The sequence below is a fragment of the Streptomyces sp. NPDC007983 genome (genome assembly GCF_042958345.1).
Taxonomy (GTDB): Bacteria; Actinomycetota; Actinomycetes; order Streptomycetales; family Streptomycetaceae; genus Streptomyces.
This window is the reverse complement of record NZ_JBIBJI010000016.1, coordinates 177703-197346: the sequence shown is the minus strand read 5'-3', so window position 1 is coordinate 197346 and position 19644 is coordinate 177703. Positions and strand designations below refer to the sequence as shown.

Sequence of the window (19644 nt, the reverse complement as noted above, 5' to 3'; positions counted from 1 at the left end):
CATGCCCGTTTTCGAGTACGCCCCCGCTCCCGAGTCCCGCGCGGTCGTCGACATCGCCCCGTCGTACGGGCTGTTCATCGACGGCGAGTTCCGCGAGGCGGGTGACGGGAAGGTCTTCAAGACCCTGTCCCCCTCCTCCGAGGAGGTCCTGTCGGAGGTCGCCCAGGCAGGCGCCGAGGACGTGGACCGTGCGGTGAAGGCGGCCCGTAAGGCGTTCGAGGGCTGGTCGGCGCTGCCCGGCGCCGAGCGCGCCAAGTACCTGTTCCGTATCGCGCGGATCATCCAGGAGCGCTCGCGCGAGCTGGCGGTGCTGGAGTCGCTGGACAACGGCAAGCCGATCCGCGAGTCGCGGGACGCCGATCTGCCGCTGGTCGCCGCGCACTTCTTCTACTACGCGGGGTGGGCCGACAAGCTCGCGTACGCGGGCTACGGTGCGAACCCCCGGCCGCTGGGTGTGGCGGGCCAGGTCATCCCCTGGAACTTCCCCCTGCTGATGCTGGCCTGGAAGATCGCCCCGGCGCTGGCCTGCGGCAACACGGTCGTGCTGAAGCCCGCCGAGACGACGCCCCTGAGCGCCCTGTTCTTCGCGGACATCTGCCGCCAGGCGGGCCTGCCCAAGGGCGTGGTCAACATCGTCACCGGCGACGGTTCGACCGGCGCCGAGCTGGTCGCCCACCCCGGGATCGACAAGGTGGCCTTCACGGGGTCGACCGAGGTCGGCAAGGCGATCGCCCGCACGGTTGCCGGTACGCAGAAGAAGGTCACCCTGGAGCTGGGCGGCAAGGCCGCGAACATCGTCTTCGACGACGCGCCGATCGACCAGGCGGTCGAGGGCATCATCGGCGGCATCTTCTTCAACCAGGGCCACGTCTGCTGCGCGGGCTCCCGCCTGCTGGTCCAGGAGTCCGTCCAGGACGAGCTGCTGGACGCGCTCAAGCGCCGTATGCGCACGCTGCGCGTCGGTGACCCGCTGGACAAGAACACCGACATCGGCGCGATCAACTCCGCCGAGCAGCTGGCCCGTATCCGCACCCTGGCCGACGCGGGCGAGGCCGAGGGCGCCGAGCGCTGGGCCCCCGAGTGCGAGCTGCCCAGCTCCGGCTACTGGTTCGCGCCCACTCTCTTCACCGGCGTCACCCAGGCCCACCGGATCGCCCGCGAGGAGATCTTCGGCCCGGTCCTGTCCGTGCTGACCTTCCGCACCCCCGACGAGGCGGTGGCGAAGGCGAACAACACCCCGTACGGCCTGTCGGCGGGCATCTGGACGGAGAAGGGCTCGCGCATCCTGGAGATGGCGAGCAAGCTGCGCGCCGGGGTGATCTGGTCCAACACGTTCAACAAGTTCGACCCCGCCTCGCCGTTCGGCGGCTACAAGGAGTCGGGCTACGGCCGCGAGGGCGGCCGCCACGGCCTGGAGGCATATCTCGATGTCTGACCGTCTGAGCGTCTTCAAGACCTACAAGCTGTACGTCGGCGGGAAGTTCCCGCGTTCCGAGAGCGGCCGGGTGTACGAGGTGACCGATCCCAAGGCCCGCTGGCTGGCCAACGCCCCCCTGGCCTCCCGCAAGGACGCCCGCGACGCGGTGGTCGCCGCCCGCAAGGCGTTCGGCGGCTGGTCCGGGGCCACCGCGTACAACCGCGGCCAGATCCTCTACCGCGTCGCCGAGATGCTGGAGGGCCGCCGCGATCAGTTCGTCCACGAGGTGGCGGACGCGGAGGGCCTGTCCAAGCCGAAGGCCACCGCATCGGTCGACGCGGCGATCGACCGCTGGGTCTGGTACGCGGGCTGGTCCGACAAGGTCGCCCAGATCGCGGGCTCGGCCAACCCCGTCGCCGGGCCGTACTTCAACCTCTCCACCCCCGAACCGACCGGCGTCGTGGCCCTCCTGGCCCCCCAGGGCTCTTCCTTCCTGGGCCTGGTCTCGGTCGTCGCCCCCGCGATCGTCACCGGCAACACGGCCGTCGTCGTGGCGAGCGAGAAGGCCCCCCTTCCCGCTCTCTCCCTGGCCGAGGTGCTGGCCACCTCGGACCTCCCCGGCGGCGTGGTCAACATCCTCTCCGGCCGCACCGCCGAACTGGCCGCCCCGCTCGCCGCCCACCAGGACGTCAACGCGATCGACCTGACGGGCGCGGCCCCCGAGCTGGCGGCCGACCTGGAGAGGGCCGCCGCCGACAACCTCAAGCGCGTGGTCCGTCCACACCCTGTGGACTGGCCCGCCGACCCGGGCACCGGCCGCCTCCTCTCCTTCCTGGAGACGAAGACGGTCTGGCACCCCATGGGCGTCTGACGCGTACGCCGCCCCCGGCCCCCGTACGGGGGCGGCCCGCGCTCCGCCGGCTGAGCCGTAATTCGTTTGACCGGGCCACGGGTCGACGCTGCATGGTGGCCGGGCACCGCCAGTCGTGGTGCCGGTATCCCGAGGAGGCAGCGGCAGCGATGGAGATACGTCCCACGACCGACAAGGATCTCGACGTCTTCGTCGACACACTCCACGCCGCGTTCGGGATCTTCCCGGAAACCCCGGCTGAGGACGGCGGGGCCTGGTGGTCGGCGCTCGAAATGGACCGCAACCTGCTCGCCCTGACGGCGGACGGGCGGCCCGTCGGCACCGCCGGCGCGTACTCCTTCGAGCTCACCCTGCCGGGTGGGATCCTCGCCCCGGCCGCCGGAGTGACCGCCGTCGGCGTCCTGCCCTCGCACCGGCGACAGGGCGTGCTCAGCGCGATGATGCGCCATCAGCTCACCGAGCTGCGGGCCCATGGGGAGTTCCTCTCCGTACTGCTGGCTTCCGAGGCCCTGATCTACCGCAGGTTCGGCTACGGACCGGCGACCTACACGCAGCGGCTGACCGTGCCGCGCCACCGGGCCGCCCTCGCCCTCCCCCGGGCTCGCGGAACGGCCGGCGCACCGGCGACCGGCCCGGGCAACGGCCCGGTCGAGGTGCTGCGTCGTGCCGAGTGCGGCAAGATCCTGGAAGAGGTCTACGACCGGTATCGCCGCGCCCAGCCCGGCGCGCTGTCCCGGCCGCACCGCTGGTGGGCCTCGCGCGCGGGGCAGCCCCCGATCTCTCCGGCACCGCGTTACGTCGCCGTCCACCGGGACGCCGGCGGCGTACCGGACGGGTACGCCAGCTACTCGGTCGACGCCGGCACCTTGACGGTCGACGAGACCATCGCGAGCGACGACGCCGTCTTCACGGCCCTGGCCCGGTTCGTGCTCGGCCACGACCTGGTCTCTCAGGTCGTGTTCAAGCACGTCCCGCCCCAGCACCCGCTGCGCTGGCAGTTCGCGGACTTCCGCGCCGGCGAGGTGAGCGGCGACACCGACTGGCTCTGGGCGCGGCTGCTGGACGTCCCGCGTGCGCTGACCGCGCGCGGCTGGTTCATGGACGGCGAGCTCGTCCTCGACGTCGAGGACCCGTTCCTCGGCGAGCACGGCCGCTACCTGCTGACCGTCCGGGAGGGCAAGGCCGACTGCGTCCCGACGGACCAGGAGCCCGACCTGTCCCTGGACGTGAGCGACCTGGGATCGGTCTACCTCGGCGGCACCGCCCCGAGCACGCTCGTGCGTGCCGGACGCATCCGGGCCCACCACTCGGACGCGGCCGCCCTCGCCGACGCACTTTTCCGCACCGACTACCCCCCGCACTGCCTGCACTGGTTCTGACCGCGCGCTCGCCGACCCTGCACAACTCTCGTCAGCCCGTCGTCCGTGCCGGAGGGCGTCTTAAAGGATCATGCAGGTCGTGGTGGCGTGGGCGATCAGCTTGCCCTGGTCGTCCAGCACCTTGCCCTCGGCGGTGGCGGTACGGCGGCCGGCGTGGATGACGGTGCCCTCGGCGGTGAGCCTCTGTCCGTCGGTGCGGGCGGCGCGGATGTAGTTGACCTTGAGTTCGAGGGTGGTGTAGCCGGTCCCGGCGGGGAGGGTGGTGTGGACGGCGCAGCCCATGGCGGAGTCCAGGAGGGTGGCGGCGATGCCGCCGTGGACGGTGCCGAGGGGGTTGGCGAAGTCGGGGCGGGTGTCGAGGGAGATGACGATGCGGCCGTGCTCGACCTCGTCGAAGCGCATGCCCAGCAGGCGGCCTATGGACGGGATGTCGGTGGGGCGTTCGGTCTGCACCCAGCGCATCAGTTCCAGGCCGGTCATGGCTGCGGGGTCGGTGGTGGTCACGGTCGTTCTCCTAGGTGGTGCCGGGGCGTGCGGGGATCGGCGCGGTGTTGGTCAGCCGAGCGGGTCGGCGGTGTCGCGCAGGGTGGCCAGGACCGGGACGTACATGCGGGCCTTGATGGTGCCGAGGGTGTCACCGGCCTTGTTCACCTGGGCCTGGGCAAGGGCGATGGCGGTGGAGCGCACGGCGTCCTCGGCGACCGCCTGGTCGACGATGCCGGCAGCCTCGGCGTCGGACCCGCCGTAGCGGCGGGCGGTGACCATGGCCTCGTGCGCGGTCCGCGGCGCCAGCCGGGACTGGATGAGGGCGGACATGCCGGGAGTGAAGGGGATGTTGATGTCCGCTTCGGGCAGGCACCAGTAGCCGCGGTCGGCACGCATGACGCGGAAGTCGTGGGCCAGGGAGAACATCGCGCCCGCGGCGAACGTGTGGCCCTGGAGCGCGGCCACCGTGATGACCGGCAGCGACAGCATCCGCGCGAACAACTCGTGGACGGAGACGACGTAGTCCTGGTGCTGGTCGGCGTGGGCGAACAGCCAGTCCAGGTCGAGCCCGTTGGACCAGAACTTGCCCGTGGCGGCGGTGACCAGAGCGCGGGGGCCTTCCGCCTTCTCCACCTCGTCGAGCGCGGCGTTGACGGCGGCGATCCAGTCGGGGTGGAAGCGGTTCTCGTCGTCTCCCAGATCGAGGACGAAGACGTTGTCCTGACGGTCGAGCGAGGTCATGACGACTCCTTCAGGGCCGGGATCCGGCCTCGGGCCGGTGGTGCAGGGCGTTGAGCAGCAGGTCGTGGATCTCGGCGGCGGCAGCCTCCAGCGGAGCGGTGCTCTGCTCGGCCCGGCACATGATCACGGCGCCTTCGACCGCCGCGATGATGAAGGCACCGAGCCTTCGGCCGCGCTCCTCGGTCAGGCCGTGCCGGACGAGCAGTTCGGCGAGGGCCTCCTGCCAGCGGGCGAAGACGGTGGCGGCGGACCGAGCGAGCTGGGGTGCTTCGTCGTTGGTCTCCACGGCCACCGCCACGATCGGGCAGCCCGCCCGGAAGCCGCTGTCCACCAACCGGTCGCGCCACAACGCGAAGAACGCGTCGACGGCCATCACCGGATCGTCGGCCTGCATGGCGGCATCGATCAGCCCCGCGATGAAGTCGCCCGCCAGCGCGACCGCTTCGTCGATGAGCTGCGTCCGTCCGCCGGGAAAGTGGTGATACACCGAGCCGCGCGGCGCTCCGCTGTGGGCGAGCACCCGGTCGATGCTGGTCGCGCTCGCGCCATGCTCGCGCAGCAGGGCGGCGGCGCTGAGAATCATCCGGTCCCGGCTGTCACTCCTGCGCGGGCTCACCTGCTCACCCCTTCCGATATACCTGCCGGTAACTTATGGGGTATGGCATAGAACATGCAAGGGGGGGTATCCGTGCTTCCGTCGCCCCACTACCAAGCCCTGATCAACCACCCCATCGTTGCGCGTATCCCTCACGCAGCGGCCCGCCGAGCAGGGCGAGGACCTGCTCGGCCGCGGCCGCCAAGGGGGCGGGGTCACCGTGTTCGGCCACGGTCCGGTGGCCACCCAGCAGGGCGCTGCCCCGCGCCGAGTCGGCGCTGAGCAGTCTGCGGGGGAGCCATTTGCCGATGCCCGTCCAGGCGGTGTGGTGGTCGGTGAGCAGGTGCGCGGCCTCGCGCAGGGTGGCGTCGGCAAGGGAGAGCTGTTCGTATCTGTCGGCCGGTCGGGTGTCGAGCAGATCGTCCATGAAGCAGGTGAGGAGGTAGCGGCCTCGTTCCCGCTCGGCCGGGGTGAGCGGTGGTGGACCGGCCGCGAGGGCGGCTCGGGCCCGGTGGCGGGCACGGGACAGGTGGCCGTGGGGATCCAACAGGGGGAGGCCCTGGTCGTAGATGAAGAGGACCGTGCCCCGGCGGCGGGCTCTGTCCCCTTCGAAGACCTCGGGAAGGTCCGCGAGGGTGTGCAAGAACAGCTCGGCCAAGCGGCCGTCGTGGCGCACGACCTCGCGGCGGCTGGTGTCCGAGTCCGGGAGCAGGACCGCCACGTCCAGATCGCTGGCGGGAGTCGCGCGGCCCTGGGCGGCCGAGCCGCCGAGGATCGCGCCCAGGGCGCCCGGGCAGCGGCTCGTGACCAGCCGCAGCGCTTGGACCACCGGGTCCGCTTGAGCATTCATGGACGCTCATCGTGCCAGCCCGATTATGTCCGCAGGCGCTGTCACCCAGCACGGAAGAGGGGCGACCGGCATCGTCACGCGGAGCGGAGAATGCGCCAAGCTCCCGCCCGGTCTGGGATGGATGCGACGAAGGGGTTCGTCCCCTCGAAGATGCGTCACACCAATGAGGGAAGAACCCCGCGCTGCCAATGGCCGAGCCAGAACGCGGCCGAGGACGGTTCGGCCTGGTCCTCGGTGGAGCCATCGTGCGGCAGCAGTTCGGTGGGAGCGATATACCCTTCGCCCGGGCCAAGGCGGAGCCTGAGGCACCGAATCGGGTGGTGATCACTGACGTAGCGCCGGAGATCGTCGGTATGCGGATACCGGTCGTCGCAATGATCCTGCATGGCCCGGCATATCTGCCTGATATCCACGTCGGCGAGAAGAAGGTACCGGGTGCCGGGGCCGAGATTGATGCAGAGTCGGCGACGACTGGTGTGTCTCCTGCTGTACGGGAGCCTGTCCCAGTTGTCGACGTGCAGCCCGATACGGAGCCCGTTCGCATGGTTGACAGTGGTCGTGATGGTCGTGGCAGCGCTCACGTAAGGCGGTGATGTCATCGAACGCGATACTCAATCCCATGTCGGTTCCCTCTTCCAGGGTCGACGGTTGCCTTCAAGATCTTCGCCATAGGTCACATCGAGTTCACCGAGAAGGGCCTCGGTCAGTTCGGTCCGCTGCGCTCGGTCGATAATCACTTTGGCCAGTGCGGGGACACCACGCACGGTGGAGAGGTCGTTGCCGCGTAGATCGAGTCCTCGGTATTGACCCCGGGTGAACCCGGTCAATCGCATGGCACAGGAATCCAGCACCACCCCGGAAAGGTCGCAGTCAATGAATGACGTTTCCGTGAGAACGCACTCAGAGAACACAACCGGCCCTGTCGCCCGGACATTCTCGAAGGTCGCGTAGTCCAGCTTGCAGTTCTCGAAGAGAACGTTATCCATGGACGATGCCGTCAAGGCGGCACCCATCATCTTGCAGTCACGGAAGCGGACCCGCGAAATCTTGCAGTCACGCCAGCACGCTGAGGCCAACTGGCAACCGTCAATCTCGATGGAATGCAGTCGCAGCCCTTCAAAGTGCACACTGGCAGCCCGCAACGCCGTGATACGACCGGTCACGAGTTGGGAATCCGTGAGATCAAGTGCACGCACATCGGCATCTGCGTACCGGAAGGCCTGAACCCCGCCCCGCCCCCCTTCGAGTGACTGAACATTGGAGAGATACAGACCCGGCTCATCGAGGTTTGGCAGGTCCAGAGTCACACGACCGAAGGTCCGACTGTTCATGGTCTGTCTCCAACGTTGCGGCCGACGGGGCGGGCGGCCCAGTGGTCGTTCCTTGGGCCGCCCGAGGCTACTTCTTCTTGTTCCAGTTGTCCCATGTCGGACGGTTGTCGAAGGTCGGTGTCGAATTGGCCCAGGTGGGGCGGTTGTCGAACATTGCCACGGCCGGCTGGCTGTCACCTTGCCGCACCAGGGCCCGGAACCGACCAGCGGAGGCGAGTACGAGGTCAGCAGCCGTGGGTCCGGACATGCTTGGTGACTCCTTCCAGTAAAGCGATCTTCGCCGAGGTACAGTAGTGCGTCCGGGTGCCATCCAAACGCCCCCCGTGCTCGAAGTACCGGTTCGCCGGGTGGCCGCCGCCGCAAAACGCGAAGTACCCGCAGTTGTCCCGGCACGCGTCGATGCCGCGCCAGAATTCCGCCAGCCACGGGGTCCGCAGCTCGGCTTCCGCCATCAACCGGTCCAACCCGTGACGCAGGACGTTTCCGGAAGTGAAGTCGCCGAACCGCTCATCGGCGAAACCGGGACAACTCCGGGGAAAGGATGACCACGCCCCCGTCATGAGCGATGGTCGGCAGCGGATCCCACCGCCTCACCACGGGCACTGATCCGGATGCCCCCTCCAAGACAGTCGCGGCGAACTCCAGAACTCGCGACACCTCGCGCAGCCGGATTATGGGATTGGCCTCCCAGGCTTCCGTAAGCGCCGCCCAGAACTCGACAATCCGCTCAGGGGCCACAACGCGGGCCGGGGCGTTCACCCCCTCGCACTCTTCAACGTTGACTCCGAGCGAGTGGCATCCCAGGTCGACGAAGAACTCATAGAACCGGGCCGCCCGAGCAGGATCAGGATCGCTGATCACAGCGATGGCCGAGAAGGGCATATGGTGCGCCTTCAGTCGCTCAATACCTCGCGTGATCACACGATGAGCAGGCCGACCCCCGCGATTTACCCTGCGCGTGTTCATATCCTCCGGCCCGTCGATACTCACCCCCACACCTACGTTCCGAGCCAGCAGGAATTCACACCAGGCGTCGTTGATCAGCGCTGCATTCGTCTGGACACTGTGCTTGACACCTTCGAACGGCGCCATCAACTCGCCGAGATACTCGCGACCGACGGACAGCGGCTCCCCGCCATGCCAGACCACCTCGAACCGCGAATCATCTCGGCCCCACGTGTTGACCGACGCAGCCACGGCTTGCGCCACCTCAATCGGCATGCGCTGTTCGACCTTGCGGAACGGCAGATAGCAGTACTGGCAGTCGAGCGGCAGGCACAGGGTGGTCGGCTGCATGATGACAGCGCCGGGAACATCGGCGAGCCGCCCGACACGGCCTGCGGAACACCCAGCGGCGCTCACAGACAGTCCCGACGGGACTTTTCCCGCTGATCGATGATCCTGGCGAACTGGTGGTGATACAGCTCGATCTCGTCCGGCGTGAGGACGAGAACCGACTCGCTGGTGCTGCCGTCCTCGCGGTGCACCCGGACCGGAAGAGCTCCTTGCTGGGCACGGTGATCGTAGACAGCGTCGCGTTTGATCGGGGTCAGATGGGTGACCATGGCCGGTACCGGCCGCAGGGTGGATCCGTCCGCGGGAGCCGCCCATTCGCGCCCGCCGCCAGGGGGCTTGAGGTGATAAGTGGCCGCGCCGTCACCGGGCAGAGCCACCACGACACCGATCCGGCCATCGCGAGCGGTGTCGTGGGCCAGGTCGCCCAGCCGTGGGTAGAAGGGAGCCGCTGTCCCTAACCCGGCGCCTTGCGCCGGAAGATGAGGGAGGAATCGTCCAGTCATGTCCCCTGACGCTAGAAGGGCGTCAAGGGGCGACTATGAATCGGAGGAATACCGCCCTCACCCGTCCAGACGGAATCGGTCGGACATACGACGCAGCTTCTCGCGGGTGGTGGCCCGTTCGGCGTAGACAATGCTCCGCAGCGTGGAGCGGGCGATGGGGTGGTTGCGGACGAGCTGGGGGGCGATCCGTTCGGCGGTTTCCAGTTCGGTGAGGGCCTTGTCGCGATGGCCGTCCCACAGCCAAGCACGCGCCAGGTCCATGTGGTGGTGACCCCGACGGGAGTTGGGCAGCGCCGCGATCAGCTCCGGGCTGGTACGGCGGTTGATGTCGAGGGCCTTGTTCTGCTTGCCCAGCTCCAGCGCGACGTTGATGGCGTGAACCTGGACGTTGCCAGGAGAGAACGTCAGTGAATGCCGATCGTAGACGGGAGGTCCCGCGTGGCCGCCGATGCGGTCGGCGGCTGTCCTGGCGTGGGCGATGCGGTCTTCCGTCTCGCCCGCCCGCCCGCCTCGTGCCGCGGACACCGCCGCCCTGAGTTGCAGGCTGCCCCATGCGCGTACGGCCAGCGGTTCGCCCCGCTCGTAGTCGCGCTGGATTCCGGCAAGCGCCTTGTCTGAGAGGATCACAGCGTCCGACCAGTCAGCGGTGGGCCACATGTCCCAGACCCGCATCCAGTCGGCCACGGCGGGGAGCACCGGGTCACCCGAGAGCCGAGCGGACCAAGCGGCACGTTCACAGGCCATGGCGATCAGTTCGGGGTGGCCGAGCGCATGTGCGGCGGTATGCGTGAACTTGCAGCACACCGCGTAGATCGCGTAGGCCTCTTCCCGCTCATGCCCCGACGCGACCTCCGCCAGCGCACGGGCTTCGCGGAACAAATCGGGCAGCACCCGCAGAATAGCGACGTTCGCCGCCGCGTCTCGCAGTCTGTGCAGCCGGGACACCTCACCCCATAGCTCGCCGGACGAACGGGGCGTACCGTCGAAAACGGGCGTCAGGTCGTACCGGCGCAGCTCCCGGAGGATGGACGCGGCGGACACCTGCCACTGATTCTCCGCCGGGGAGCTGTTGTACGGCCGGCCGATAAGGTCGTTCGGGTGAACGTGCAGCTCGGCTGCCACCAGGTTGAGCAGACCGACCCGGTCCAGCTCGATGAGACCGTTCTCCATCTTCGACACCCAGCCCTGCGTCTTGCCCAGAGCTGCGGCCAGGTCCGCCTGGGGCATCCCCAGCCGCAGCCGTGCCCGGCGGACCCGGCGCCCGATCTCCTCGGCTTCCTCCAGCATCAGCGCATGCCCTCCCATCCGTCCCAGTTCGTCACCCGAACCGTACCCACACGACGCCGGGGCCGTGAACGGGAACAGTGCCGAACAGGGCCCGTCCCCGTGGGCTCAGGGGGCGACGGGGATGCAGCACACTGGTGTTCCGTGACCCTTCATCCAGACTCCGCGCGCGTCGTCCTGCTCACCGGGCCCTCGGGTTCGGGAAAGTCGTCCCTCGCGGCCCGCACCGGGCTGCCCGTGCTGAATCTCGACGACTTCTACAAGGAGGGGGACGATCCGACGCTCCCGCAGCTCGCCGGGGGTGAAGGGGCCGACTGGGACTCGCCGTTGGCGTGGGACACGGACGCGGCGATGGCGGCGGTCGAGGCGTTGTGCCGGACGTCGCGGACGACGGTGCCGGTGTACGACATCGCGTCCAGTTCGCGGGTGGGCGAGGAGCCGATGGACATCGGGTCGGCGGCGCTGTTCGTGGCGGAGGGGATCTTCGCGGCGGACATCATCGAACGGTGCCGGGCACTGGGGGTGCTGGCAGACGCGATCTGTCTGCGGGGGCGACCCTCGACCACGTTCCGGCGGCGGCTGACGCGCGATCTGCGGGAGGGGCGCAAGTCGGCGCCGTATCTGGTGCGGCGGGGCTGGCGGCTGATGCGGTCGGAGCGCGGCATCGTGGAGCGGCAGACGGCGCTGGGCGCGTACGCGTGCGGCCGGGACGAGGCGCTGGAGCGGATAGCGGCGGCGGCCACGGCGGGGCGGCACCGGGAGAATGTACGGGCTTGAGAAGCGCGGGCCTCGTTCCGCGGCACGTACCGGCTGAGGGCGGCGGTGCGGCATTCAGTCGGTACGCCCGCGGGGCGACGGCTTTCACGCGATACGAAAGGCGGGGCGCCTCGGAATCGTGGCGCCCCGCCGGCGTATTCAGCACACGGCCGGAAAAGGGCCGCTGGAAGCGCTGTTTACCAGGGGTACATGACGACCCAGCTGCCTTCCTGGACACAGTTGAAGCCGGTCAGCTGACCGGCCTGTGCCGCCCGGTTGCCCAGCGTCTGGCACTCCAGGAAGGAGTGCGTGTAGTGCGGAAGGAGACGGGTCTCGGCGGAGGCGGTGCCCGCCGTCGCGAGCGGCAGGGCAACGGCAGCCGTGGCAACCGCGGCTACGGCGAGCGCCTTCACGCGCATGGCCTTCTTCATAAGACTCTCCAATCGAGTATGGAAATACACGATCCGTCATTTCGACCCCGCACGGCCCGCGTTCCGGGCGACAGGGGCGACGAAAAGGAGAGTATCAATGGGCGGGTATCGACTGCCCCGAATATTGCCGTTTGTCGACGCCATACTAGGGAAAAGCAAAGAAACGCGCTGCCCAAGGAACCAGAATTCCCTCAGACCACTGGAGGGCAAGATTCCCGCGCGCGGCGCGGAAGTCCTGGCCCCCGACGACCTCCGCCGGCCGCCGCGTCCGACCGCTTCGCGGCCCTGCGGGACGGCTCGACGAGACGGCCGCCGGACAGGAGCGTGCCGGCCTGCTTGACCTGGTGGTGCAGGGGAGAGACCTCCATGCTCTGGAGGCCGGGCAGGGACCCGATGCGGTCGGTGGTGAATTCGAAGAGTTCGTCAAGGTCCCGGCAGTGCGCGACGGCGTGGATGTTGTGGGGCCCGGAGACGGCCGCGGCGAAGGCGATCCCGGGCTCCCGCGCAAGGGCGCGTCCGACGCTCTTGACCGCCGACGGGTGCACGTGGAGCCACAGGTTCGCCTGGGTCTGATAGCCGAGGGCCGCCGCGGCGATCTCGACGTCGATGTGGACGACGCGGCGCTGGAGCAAGGCGTCGAGGCGGCGTGATGCGCGCCCGGGCGTGAGGCCGGCGGCCGCGGCAAGGTCGACGAGGCCGGCGCGGCCGTCCGCGGCGAGCAGGTCGAGCAGCTTCTCGTCCTCGGCGGTGAGCCGGAGAGGTTCGCGGGCGACGACCGGAGCTTCCGTGAACGGAGGGCCGTCGTTCCCGAGCATCGATTCCTGCTCCGGAGTCAGCGTGCCGCGCAGCGCGGCCCAGTAGTGGCCGCGCCCCCCGACGAACTGACGGAGCATCGCGGCCGCATTGATGTCGATCACCGACGCGGTGCGCGGCAGGCGCTGACCGAGGAGATCTTCGCGCTGCTCCCGGGTGCGCGACCGGACCGCGCAGGTGATTTCGGAACCCGCGGCGGTGAGGGCCACCCAGCTGACGTCGTCGCGCCGCGCGAGGGCGTCGGCGATCGCCGTGACGCCGCCGGGGCGGCAGCGCAGCCGCACCAGCCACTTGCTCTGCCCCAGCGCCCCGGGATCGACCACACCGGCGACGCGGATGACGCCATCGGCGCGCAGCCGACGGTAGCGGCGGCTGACGGCAGATTCGGTGAGGCCGAGCGCCGCCGCGATCGAGGCGAACGAGGCCCGCGGAGCGACCTGGAGTGCGCGCATGATCCGCACATCGTCGGGCCGCACAGCGGCGGATTCCGTCATGAAGGGTCCCGTCACGCGGGCGATCGTACAAATACGCGCACCGGACGTGCCCTGAGGGGCGGGCGGCGGAAAACTCGACGCGCATCAGCTCACGATGCGAAGAAGGGAGATGACGCGGAGTGTCATCGAAGGACGCGGACCGGCACACACCGACCGCTCTCGTCGTCGGGGCGTCGCGCGGTCTCGGTCACGCGATGGCGGCCGAATTCCTCGACCGGGGATGGAACGTCATCGGAACCGTCCGGAACGCCACCGCTCGAACGCCCTTGCACGATTTGGCGCACCGCTCCGACGGGCGCATCCGCGTCGAGCATCTCGACATCAACGAGCCCGCTCAGTCGGCATCCCTGCGCGAACGCCTCGCACCACGCGAACTCGACGTGCTTTTCGTCAACGCGGGGACCACCAACAACGAACAGACGCCGATCGGAGCGGTTCCCACCGCCGATTTCGTCGAGGTGATGGTCACCAACGCGCTCAGCCCGATGCGCGTCATCGAAACGCTGGAAGACCTGGTGTCCCCGACCGGACTCATCGGGGCGATGTCCTCCGGACAAGGCAGCATCACCAACAACGCGACCGGAATGCGCGAGGTCTACCGGGGCAGCAAAGCGGCCCTGAACATGTTCCTGCGCAGCTTCGCGGCCCGGCAGGCCCAGCAGTCCGGGACCGCCGAGCGGGCCTTCGTCCTCATGGCGCCCGGCTGGGTCCGCACGGCTCTGGGAGGGCCGGGCGCGCCGTTCACCATCGAGGAGACCGTCCCGCGGGTGGTGGACGTGCTGCTGTCGAGGCTGGGGAAGCCCGGCCTCGCCTACCTGGATCGGTGGGGTGAGACCGTGCCGTGGTGAACGCGGCCGGGGGCCGGCTAGGCGCTGCGGGCCGTGCGGGCCAGGAGGGTGATGGCGGTGGCGTTGAGCATGGCGGCCGCGGTGACCAGGCCGAAGTAGGAGCTCTCGGTGCCCTCCGGGAGGAGGACGAAGAGCAGGCTGGCCGGGGCCGTGAACAGGGCGGGGACGACCGCCGCGAACGAGGCGTCGTCGTAGGGGAAGAAGCTCGCGTCCGCCCAGGCCCAGGCCAGCAGGGCGAAGACCACGGCGAGGTAGCCGCGGGAGAGCCAGTCGCCTGCGACCACATCGAGGACGCGTCGTAGGACGTCGCGTGTTTTCCTGCGGATCAGCATGCGACTCAGCCTGCCGAAACGGGCGATACGCGGGCATGAGTATCCGTACTCAAACCGCTCCGTACGGCCGCACACGAGAACGGGCCCGGACAGACCCCCCGGCCGTCCGGACCCGCTCTCCCCCGTTGGGATCCCCCGATCCCGTTTCCCCCGATTTTCCCCTGTTTCTCTCTGTCCCCCGTTATCCCCGTTATCCCCGTTATCCCCGATTCCCCGTTTCCCATGCTCCCGGCGCTCCCCCGAGCACCGGCCCCCGTTTTCCCCCTGCCCTCAGGCGACGAGTTCGCCGAAGGACTCTTCCTCGTCACGGCCGAAGCTGAGGGTGTCGTCCTCGCGCATCCGGCGCAGCGAGCGCCAGATACTGCTCTTGACCGTGCCGACACTTATGTTGAGTATGTCCGCGATTTCCGGATCCGTCCGGCCCTCGTAGTAGCGCAGCACCAGCATCGTCCGCTGGAGTTCGGGCAGCCGGGCCAGGGCCTGCCAGAGCACGGCGCGCAGCTCGGTGCCGCGCATCGCGTCCTGGTCGCCCGCCGTCTCCGGCAGTTCCTCCGTCGGGTACTCGTTGAGCTTGCGCCGGCGCCAGGCGCTGATGTGCAGGTTGGTCATGGTGCGGCGCAGATAGCCGCCGACCGCGGCCTTGTCGCTGATCCGGTCCCAGGCCCGGTAGGTCGAGAACAGCGCGCTCTGCAGCAGGTCCTCGGCCTCGAACCGGTCGCCGGTCAGGTGGTAGGCGGTTGCGTACAGGGAGGCGCGGCGCTCCTGGACGTACGCGGTGAATTCCGCTTCCGCCCCGCTCTGCGTGCGCCGCTCCCCCGCCGCCTCCCCGTACGAGCTGCCCCCGTTGCCGCCCCCGTGGTCCCCCCCGGGACCCCCGTGCCCCCCGGGGCCCTCCCCGGCCCCCGGCTTCGCGTCAATGGCCACCATGTACGGCGGCCGCTGACGCCCGGTGCCGCGAGCGCACCCCCGCCCGCTCACGGCACCGGACTTCTCCGCGCTCCGGCCTGCGTCGTGGAGGCGCGTGCGAATGACTGCGCTGTCGTGGGTGAAGTGCAGTGTGCTCATGTCGCGCCCCCCGTCGGTGGAGCCTGCTCGGTCGTCTGCTGGCTGCCCGGCCGCTCGTTCCGGCCGGTGCACAGAAGACTTTGCCGAACCAGTTTCATGGCGCTGTCTGCCGACTGTCACAGGCTCGTCACAGGGGATCAAGGTCGCGCGTTCCCGACGGTCGAACTACAGGCCCCTTGTAGGCCAGAATGACCAACGTGCCTTTCCTGTTGCTGATCGAGGACGACGACGCCATCCGCACGGCCCTCGAGCTCTCCCTGTCCCGCCAGGGCCACCGTGTGGCGACGGCGGCGACGGGCGAGGATGGCCTGAAACTGCTGCGCGAGCAGCGGCCGGACCTGATCGTGCTGGATGTGATGCTGCCCGGGATCGACGGCTTCGAGGTGTGCCGCCGCATCCGCCGCACCGACCAGTTGCCGATCATTCTGCTGACGGCCCGCAACGACGACATCGACGTGGTCGTGGGGCTGGAGTCGGGCGCGGACGACTATGTGGTGAAGCCCGTGCAGGGGCGGGTGCTGGACGCCCGTATCCGCGCGGTGCTGCGCCGTGGCGAGCGGGAGGCGAACGACGCGGCGTCGTTCGGCAGCCTGGTGATCGACCGGGCGGCCATGACGGTGACCAAGAACGGTGAGGATCTTCAGCTCACCCCCACCGAGCTGCGGCTTCTGCTGGAGCTGAGCCGGCGGCCGGGGCAGGCGCTGTCGCGGCAGCAGCTGCTGCGGCTGGTGTGGGAACACGACTATCTGGGTGATTCCCGGCTGGTGGACGCGTGTGTCCAGCGGCTGCGCGCCAAGGTGGAGGACGTGCCGTCGTCGCCGACGCTGATCCGCACGGTGCGTGGGGTCGGATACCGGTTGGACGCTCCGGCGTGAGGGTGAGGGACGCGGCCGCGTACGCCGCTGCGCACAGGTGGGGCGGAGACATACGGAATTGAGCGGTGTGAACGAGGAGCCCGGCCGGGCGCGGGGCTGGGCCGCGGGGATTCTGCGGTGGCTCAGCCTGAGGCTGCGGCTGATGCTGGTGTTCGGCCTGGTGGCGCTGGCGGCCGCGGTGTCCGCGTCGGCGATCGCGTACTGGCTGAACCGTGACGCGGTGCTGACCCGCACCCAGGACGCGGCACTGGACGAGTTCCGCAAGTCGCTCAAGGACGACACCGATCCGCTGCCCTCCAGGCCGACCTGTCCCGAATTGCAGGACGCCGCGGACCGCATGGCGGACAACACACAGAAGTACGAGGTGCTGCTGGTCACCCGGACCCGGGACAAGGGCCCCTGCCCGGCGGCCTCGGCGCCGGATCTGTTCACCATGAAGGCCGTGCCGGGGGTGCTGCGCCGCGCGGTGGACGAGCGGCGCGCCGCCGAGGGCTCGCGGTCCGCCCCGTACCACCTCTACTGGCAGCGGATCACGCTGGACGGCACCCCGTATCTGGTGGGCGGGGCGAAGGTGAACGGGGGCGGGCCGACCGGCTACATGCTCAAGTCGCTGGACACCGAGCGCCAGGACCTGAACTCGCTCGCCTGGTCGCTGGGCATCGCCACCGCCCTGGCGCTGGTCGGCTCCGCGCTGCTCGCGCAGGCGGCCGCGGCCACCGTGCTGCGGCCGGTGCAGCGGCTGGGCGAGGCGGCGAACCGGCTGGGCGAGGGGCATCTGGACACCCGGCTGCAGGTCTCGGGCTCGGACGAGCTGGCCAATCTGTCGCACACCTTCAACCGGGCCGCGGAGCGGCTGCAGAAGCGGGTGGCGGAGCTGAGCGCGCGGGAGGCGTCCAGCCGGCGCTTCGTCGCGGACATGTCGCATGAGCTACGGACCCCGCTCACCGCGATCACGGCGGTCAGCGAGGTGCTGGAGGAAGAGGCCGACTCCCTCGACCCGATGATCGCCCCGGCGGTGCAGCTGGTGGTCAGCGAGACCCGGCGGCTGAACGACCTGGTGGAGAACCTGATGGAGGTGACCCGCTTCGACGCGGGCACGGCCCGGCTGGTGCTCGACGACGTCGACGTGGCGGACCAGGTGACGGCGTGCATCGACGCGCGGGCCTGGCTGGACGCGGTGGAGCTGGACGCGGCGCGCGGCATCGTGGCCCGGCTGGACCCGCGGCGGCTGGACGTCATCCTGGCGAACCTCATCGGGAACGCGCTCAAGCACGGCGGCTCCCCGGTGCGGGTCTCGGTGATCCCCGAGGGCGACGACCTGCTGATCAAGGTGCGGGACCACGGCCCGGGTATTCCTGAGGACGTGCTGCCGCATGTCTTCGACCGCTTCTACAAGGCCAGCGCCTCCCGGCCCCGCTCGGAGGGCAGCGGTCTCGGGCTGTCGATCGCGATGGAGAACGCGCACATCCACGGCGGCGACATCAGCGCCGCGAACTCGCCGGAGGGCGGGGCCGTCTTCACACTGCGGCTGCCCATGGACGCCTCGCGCCTCGCCTCGATCGAGGAGCGGAAGGGCGAGGAGCGGAAGCGCGAGGAACGGAAGCGCGAGGAGCGGAAGGGCGACGAGGGGCGTACGAACGAAGGGGGCGCGTCATGAGGCCGCGAGCGACCCGGCGGGCCGCCGCCCTGCTGCTGACCGTGGTGGTCGCACTGCTGGCGGCCGGTTGCGGCATACGCGGCACGTCGGTGCCGGTGGATGCCGGGGCCGCGCCCTCGCGCGCGTCGTGCCGGGCGCCGGAGACGGGGCGGGCCGCCGAGGGGGCGGGCCGGATCTCCGTACGGATCTATCTGCTGTGCACCTCGCGGATCCTGTCGGTGAACAGGAACGCGCAGCTGCCGGGGAAGAAGGCGCCGATCGAGCGGGTGGCGGCGGCCCGGGCGCTGCTGGAGCAGCTGCGGCAGCCGCCCACGGCGGCCGAGTCCTCGGCCGGGTTCTCCACCGCGGTGGAGGACTGGGTCACGGTCTCCGGCCCGGCGAAGGGCGATCCGGACGAGGCGCTGCGGCTGAACCGGCCGCCGGAGGAGCTGCCGTCCTACGCGCTGGCGCAGATCATCTGCACGTTCGCGGGCTCGGCGGCGGCGGACGAGCAGAACAAGGTGGTGCTCGGCGGTCCGGAGAGTGACCGGGATCCGCTGAAGCGGTACGAGTGCACGGAGGAGATGCGGAGCCGTCCGGAGGTCGCGGTGAACTCCGGGGTGCTGGTGTCCTGACCGGCCGATGGCCTGACCGATGGCCTGACCGGCGGGCTGACTGATTCCCTGCGGTTCGCCGCCGGTTCCTGGGCCGTTCGCCGTGGCGACCCGGTGACCAACTCGTCGGTAACCCGTTACTGACCAGCGAGGTGCGTACGGAACCGGGAGCCGGGCCGGTCGCGTCCTGAGATACGTGCAGGGTCGTTTCGGCCGTCGGGCCGCCTTCCGCTACCGCGCCGCGGGTTTCGTTCTCCTCGTCGCTCACCTTGCGTTCGTCTGCTGGCTGACCCTGCGCCCGCTGACCGTGCCGTGGGTGACGGCCGAGACCCTGGAACCGCTGGGCGCCATCCGCGCCGATCTGGCGCTCACCCCGTGGGCCGCGGCCCGTTCGATCGGCGGGGGGCTGCTGCTGCTCGCGCCGCTGGGGGTGCTGCTGCCGCTGGCGGGGGGCCGGGTGGACGCGTACCCGTTCGCCTCGTTCGTCCGGACGACCTTCACCGGGGCGATGACGGCCATGGCGATCGCGCTGCTGCGCAGCGAGGTGACCGGCCAGATCGTGAGCGTGGACGCGCTGCTGCTGAACACCGTCGGGGTCGCGCTCGCGCATCTGCTGGTGGTGCCCGCCGTACGAACGCTGGTCCGCCGCCGGAGGGACGGAACCAGGGGCGCGGCCCTCCCCCGGGAGGAGAGCGGCCGGGCGGTGACCCCGACGAGGACCAGGGTCGGCCTCGCACCCTGGAGCGACGCCTCATCCGGCTCGCATACCTAGCGTGGAGGTATCAGCTCGGGCCACCGTGGATCCTCCTTCCGGCGGAGGATTCCTACCGCGAGGCCTGGTGACGGCAGAGAGCCGGTGACACCAGGAAGCCGGTGACGACGCGGCCGGGGGGGCCCCCCCCCGGGGGGGGGGGGGCCCCCCCGGGGGGGGGGGGGGCGGGGGCCCCCCCCCCCCGGGGGGGGTTGTGGGGGGGGTGTTTTGGCCCCCCCGGGGTGGCGCGGTTGCCCGCCCGGCCCGGGGGGTGGG

23 protein-coding genes are annotated in these 19644 nt (G+C 70.0%); 9 read left to right on the top strand and 14 right to left on the bottom strand.

All coding sequences use genetic code 11. From position 1 onward, the window contains the following. The first annotated feature begins 1 nt into the window (after position 1). The 3 genes from ACFZCY_RS35440 (at position 2) to ACFZCY_RS35430 (ending at position 3667) form a co-directional block, all read left to right on the top strand. Positions 2-1435: an aldehyde dehydrogenase family protein gene (locus ACFZCY_RS35440; protein WP_391182821.1), complete on the top strand. Its 1434-nt coding sequence runs from the start codon at positions 2-4 to the stop codon at positions 1433-1435. After that, positions 1428-2288, top strand: a complete 861-nt coding sequence (locus ACFZCY_RS35435) for an aldehyde dehydrogenase family protein (protein WP_391182819.1) — start codon at positions 1428-1430, stop codon at positions 2286-2288. Before ACFZCY_RS35440 ends, ACFZCY_RS35435 begins: the two co-directional genes overlap by 8 nt. 149 nt (positions 2289-2437) lie before the next feature. Next, positions 2438-3667: a GNAT family N-acetyltransferase gene (locus tag ACFZCY_RS35430; RefSeq protein WP_391182816.1), complete on the top strand. Its 1230-nt coding sequence runs from the start codon at positions 2438-2440 to the stop codon at positions 3665-3667. A 60-nt stretch (positions 3668-3727) separates the two neighbouring features. On the opposite strand, the gene ACFZCY_RS35425 is transcribed toward ACFZCY_RS35430, so the two are convergent. From ACFZCY_RS35425 to ACFZCY_RS35380, 10 genes are all read right to left on the bottom strand, one after another. After that, the gene (locus ACFZCY_RS35425) at positions 3728-4171 is read right to left on the bottom strand and encodes a hotdog fold thioesterase (protein WP_391182813.1); all 444 of its coding nucleotides are present in this window, start codon (positions 4169-4171) and stop codon (positions 3728-3730) included. Between the two features lie 51 nt (positions 4172-4222). Continuing rightward, positions 4223-4894, bottom strand: a complete 672-nt coding sequence (locus tag ACFZCY_RS35420; RefSeq protein WP_391182809.1) for an enoyl-CoA hydratase-related protein — start codon at positions 4892-4894, stop codon at positions 4223-4225. A gap of 10 nt (positions 4895-4904) precedes the next feature. Then, positions 4905-5510 carry a TetR family transcriptional regulator C-terminal domain-containing protein gene (locus ACFZCY_RS35415; protein WP_391182806.1) on the bottom strand — a complete coding sequence of 202 codons (606 nt, stop codon included), beginning with the start codon at positions 5508-5510 and terminating at the stop codon, positions 4905-4907. 103 nt (positions 5511-5613) lie between these two features. Then, positions 5614-6339, bottom strand: a complete 726-nt coding sequence (locus ACFZCY_RS35410) for a nucleotidyltransferase domain-containing protein (protein ID WP_391182803.1) — start codon at positions 6337-6339, stop codon at positions 5614-5616. A 155-nt stretch (positions 6340-6494) separates the two neighbouring features. Next, positions 6495-6920, bottom strand: a complete 426-nt coding sequence (locus ACFZCY_RS35405) for a hypothetical protein (protein WP_391182800.1) — start codon at positions 6918-6920, stop codon at positions 6495-6497. 30 nt (positions 6921-6950) lie between these two features. Next, positions 6951-7646: a pentapeptide repeat-containing protein gene (locus ACFZCY_RS35400; protein WP_391182797.1), complete on the bottom strand. Its 696-nt coding sequence runs from the start codon at positions 7644-7646 to the stop codon at positions 6951-6953. Positions 7647-7737: 91 nt separating this feature from the next. Then, on the bottom strand, positions 7738-7917 hold the full coding sequence (amcA, locus tag ACFZCY_RS35395; protein WP_391182794.1) for a multiple cyclophane-containing RiPP AmcA: 180 nt from the start codon (positions 7915-7917) through the stop codon (positions 7738-7740). A gap of 260 nt (positions 7918-8177) precedes the next feature. After that, positions 8178-8966, bottom strand: coding sequence for a radical SAM protein (locus ACFZCY_RS35390; RefSeq protein ID WP_391182791.1), 789 nt, complete (start codon positions 8964-8966; stop codon positions 8178-8180). A 62-nt stretch (positions 8967-9028) separates the two neighbouring features. Next, positions 9029-9469 (bottom strand): hypothetical protein, encoded by a 441-nt coding sequence (locus tag ACFZCY_RS35385; RefSeq protein ID WP_391182788.1) that lies wholly within the window; start codon positions 9467-9469, stop codon positions 9029-9031. Positions 9470-9526: 57 nt separating this feature from the next. After that, the gene (locus tag ACFZCY_RS35380) at positions 9527-10756 is read right to left on the bottom strand and encodes a helix-turn-helix domain-containing protein (RefSeq protein ID WP_391182785.1); all 1230 of its coding nucleotides are present in this window, start codon (positions 10754-10756) and stop codon (positions 9527-9529) included. 141 nt (positions 10757-10897) lie between these two features. Between ACFZCY_RS35380 and ACFZCY_RS35375 the strand changes: the two genes are divergently transcribed. Then, a complete protein-coding gene (locus ACFZCY_RS35375) occupies positions 10898-11530 on the top strand; it encodes a uridine kinase (protein ID WP_391182782.1) in 633 nt (210 codons plus the stop codon). A 176-nt stretch (positions 11531-11706) separates the two neighbouring features. On the opposite strand, the gene ACFZCY_RS35370 is transcribed toward ACFZCY_RS35375, so the two are convergent. Then, the gene (locus tag ACFZCY_RS35370) at positions 11707-11928 is read right to left on the bottom strand and encodes a hypothetical protein (RefSeq protein ID WP_391182779.1); all 222 of its coding nucleotides are present in this window, start codon (positions 11926-11928) and stop codon (positions 11707-11709) included. 203 nt (positions 11929-12131) lie between these two features. Further along, positions 12132-13262 (bottom strand): AsnC family transcriptional regulator, encoded by a 1131-nt coding sequence (locus ACFZCY_RS35365; RefSeq protein ID WP_391182776.1) that lies wholly within the window; start codon positions 13260-13262, stop codon positions 12132-12134. A 104-nt stretch (positions 13263-13366) separates the two neighbouring features. Between ACFZCY_RS35365 and ACFZCY_RS35360 the strand changes: the two genes are divergently transcribed. Then, positions 13367-14095, top strand: a complete 729-nt coding sequence (locus tag ACFZCY_RS35360; protein WP_391182771.1) for an SDR family NAD(P)-dependent oxidoreductase — start codon at positions 13367-13369, stop codon at positions 14093-14095. Between the two features lie 17 nt (positions 14096-14112). On the opposite strand, the gene ACFZCY_RS35355 is transcribed toward ACFZCY_RS35360, so the two are convergent. Beyond that, complete coding sequence (locus tag ACFZCY_RS35355) at positions 14113-14427, bottom strand: SCO4225 family membrane protein (RefSeq protein WP_391182767.1); 315 nt, start codon at positions 14425-14427, stop codon at positions 14113-14115. 270 nt (positions 14428-14697) lie between these two features. Continuing rightward, positions 14698-15492, bottom strand: a complete 795-nt coding sequence (locus ACFZCY_RS35350; protein WP_391182764.1) for a SigE family RNA polymerase sigma factor — start codon at positions 15490-15492, stop codon at positions 14698-14700. 197 nt (positions 15493-15689) lie between these two features. On the opposite strand from ACFZCY_RS35350, the gene afsQ1 reads away from it, so the two are divergent. The 4 genes from afsQ1 (at position 15690) to ACFZCY_RS35330 (ending at position 19389) form a co-directional block, all read left to right on the top strand. Then, the gene (gene afsQ1 / locus ACFZCY_RS35345; RefSeq protein WP_009717259.1) at positions 15690-16367 is read left to right on the top strand and encodes a two-component system response regulator AfsQ1; all 678 of its coding nucleotides are present in this window, start codon (positions 15690-15692) and stop codon (positions 16365-16367) included. A gap of 142 nt (positions 16368-16509) precedes the next feature. Then, positions 16510-18024, top strand: a complete 1515-nt coding sequence (locus ACFZCY_RS35340) for an ATP-binding protein (RefSeq protein ID WP_391182872.1) — start codon at positions 16510-16512, stop codon at positions 18022-18024. Further along, on the top strand, positions 18021-18638 hold the full coding sequence (locus tag ACFZCY_RS35335) for a hypothetical protein (RefSeq protein WP_391182761.1): 618 nt from the start codon (positions 18021-18023) through the stop codon (positions 18636-18638). The genes ACFZCY_RS35340 and ACFZCY_RS35335 overlap by 4 nt, the downstream gene beginning before the upstream one ends. Before the next feature lie 175 nt (positions 18639-18813). Further along, positions 18814-19389, top strand: coding sequence for a VanZ family protein (locus tag ACFZCY_RS35330; protein ID WP_391182758.1), 576 nt, complete (start codon positions 18814-18816; stop codon positions 19387-19389). The last annotated feature ends 255 nt before the right edge of the window (positions 19390-19644 follow it).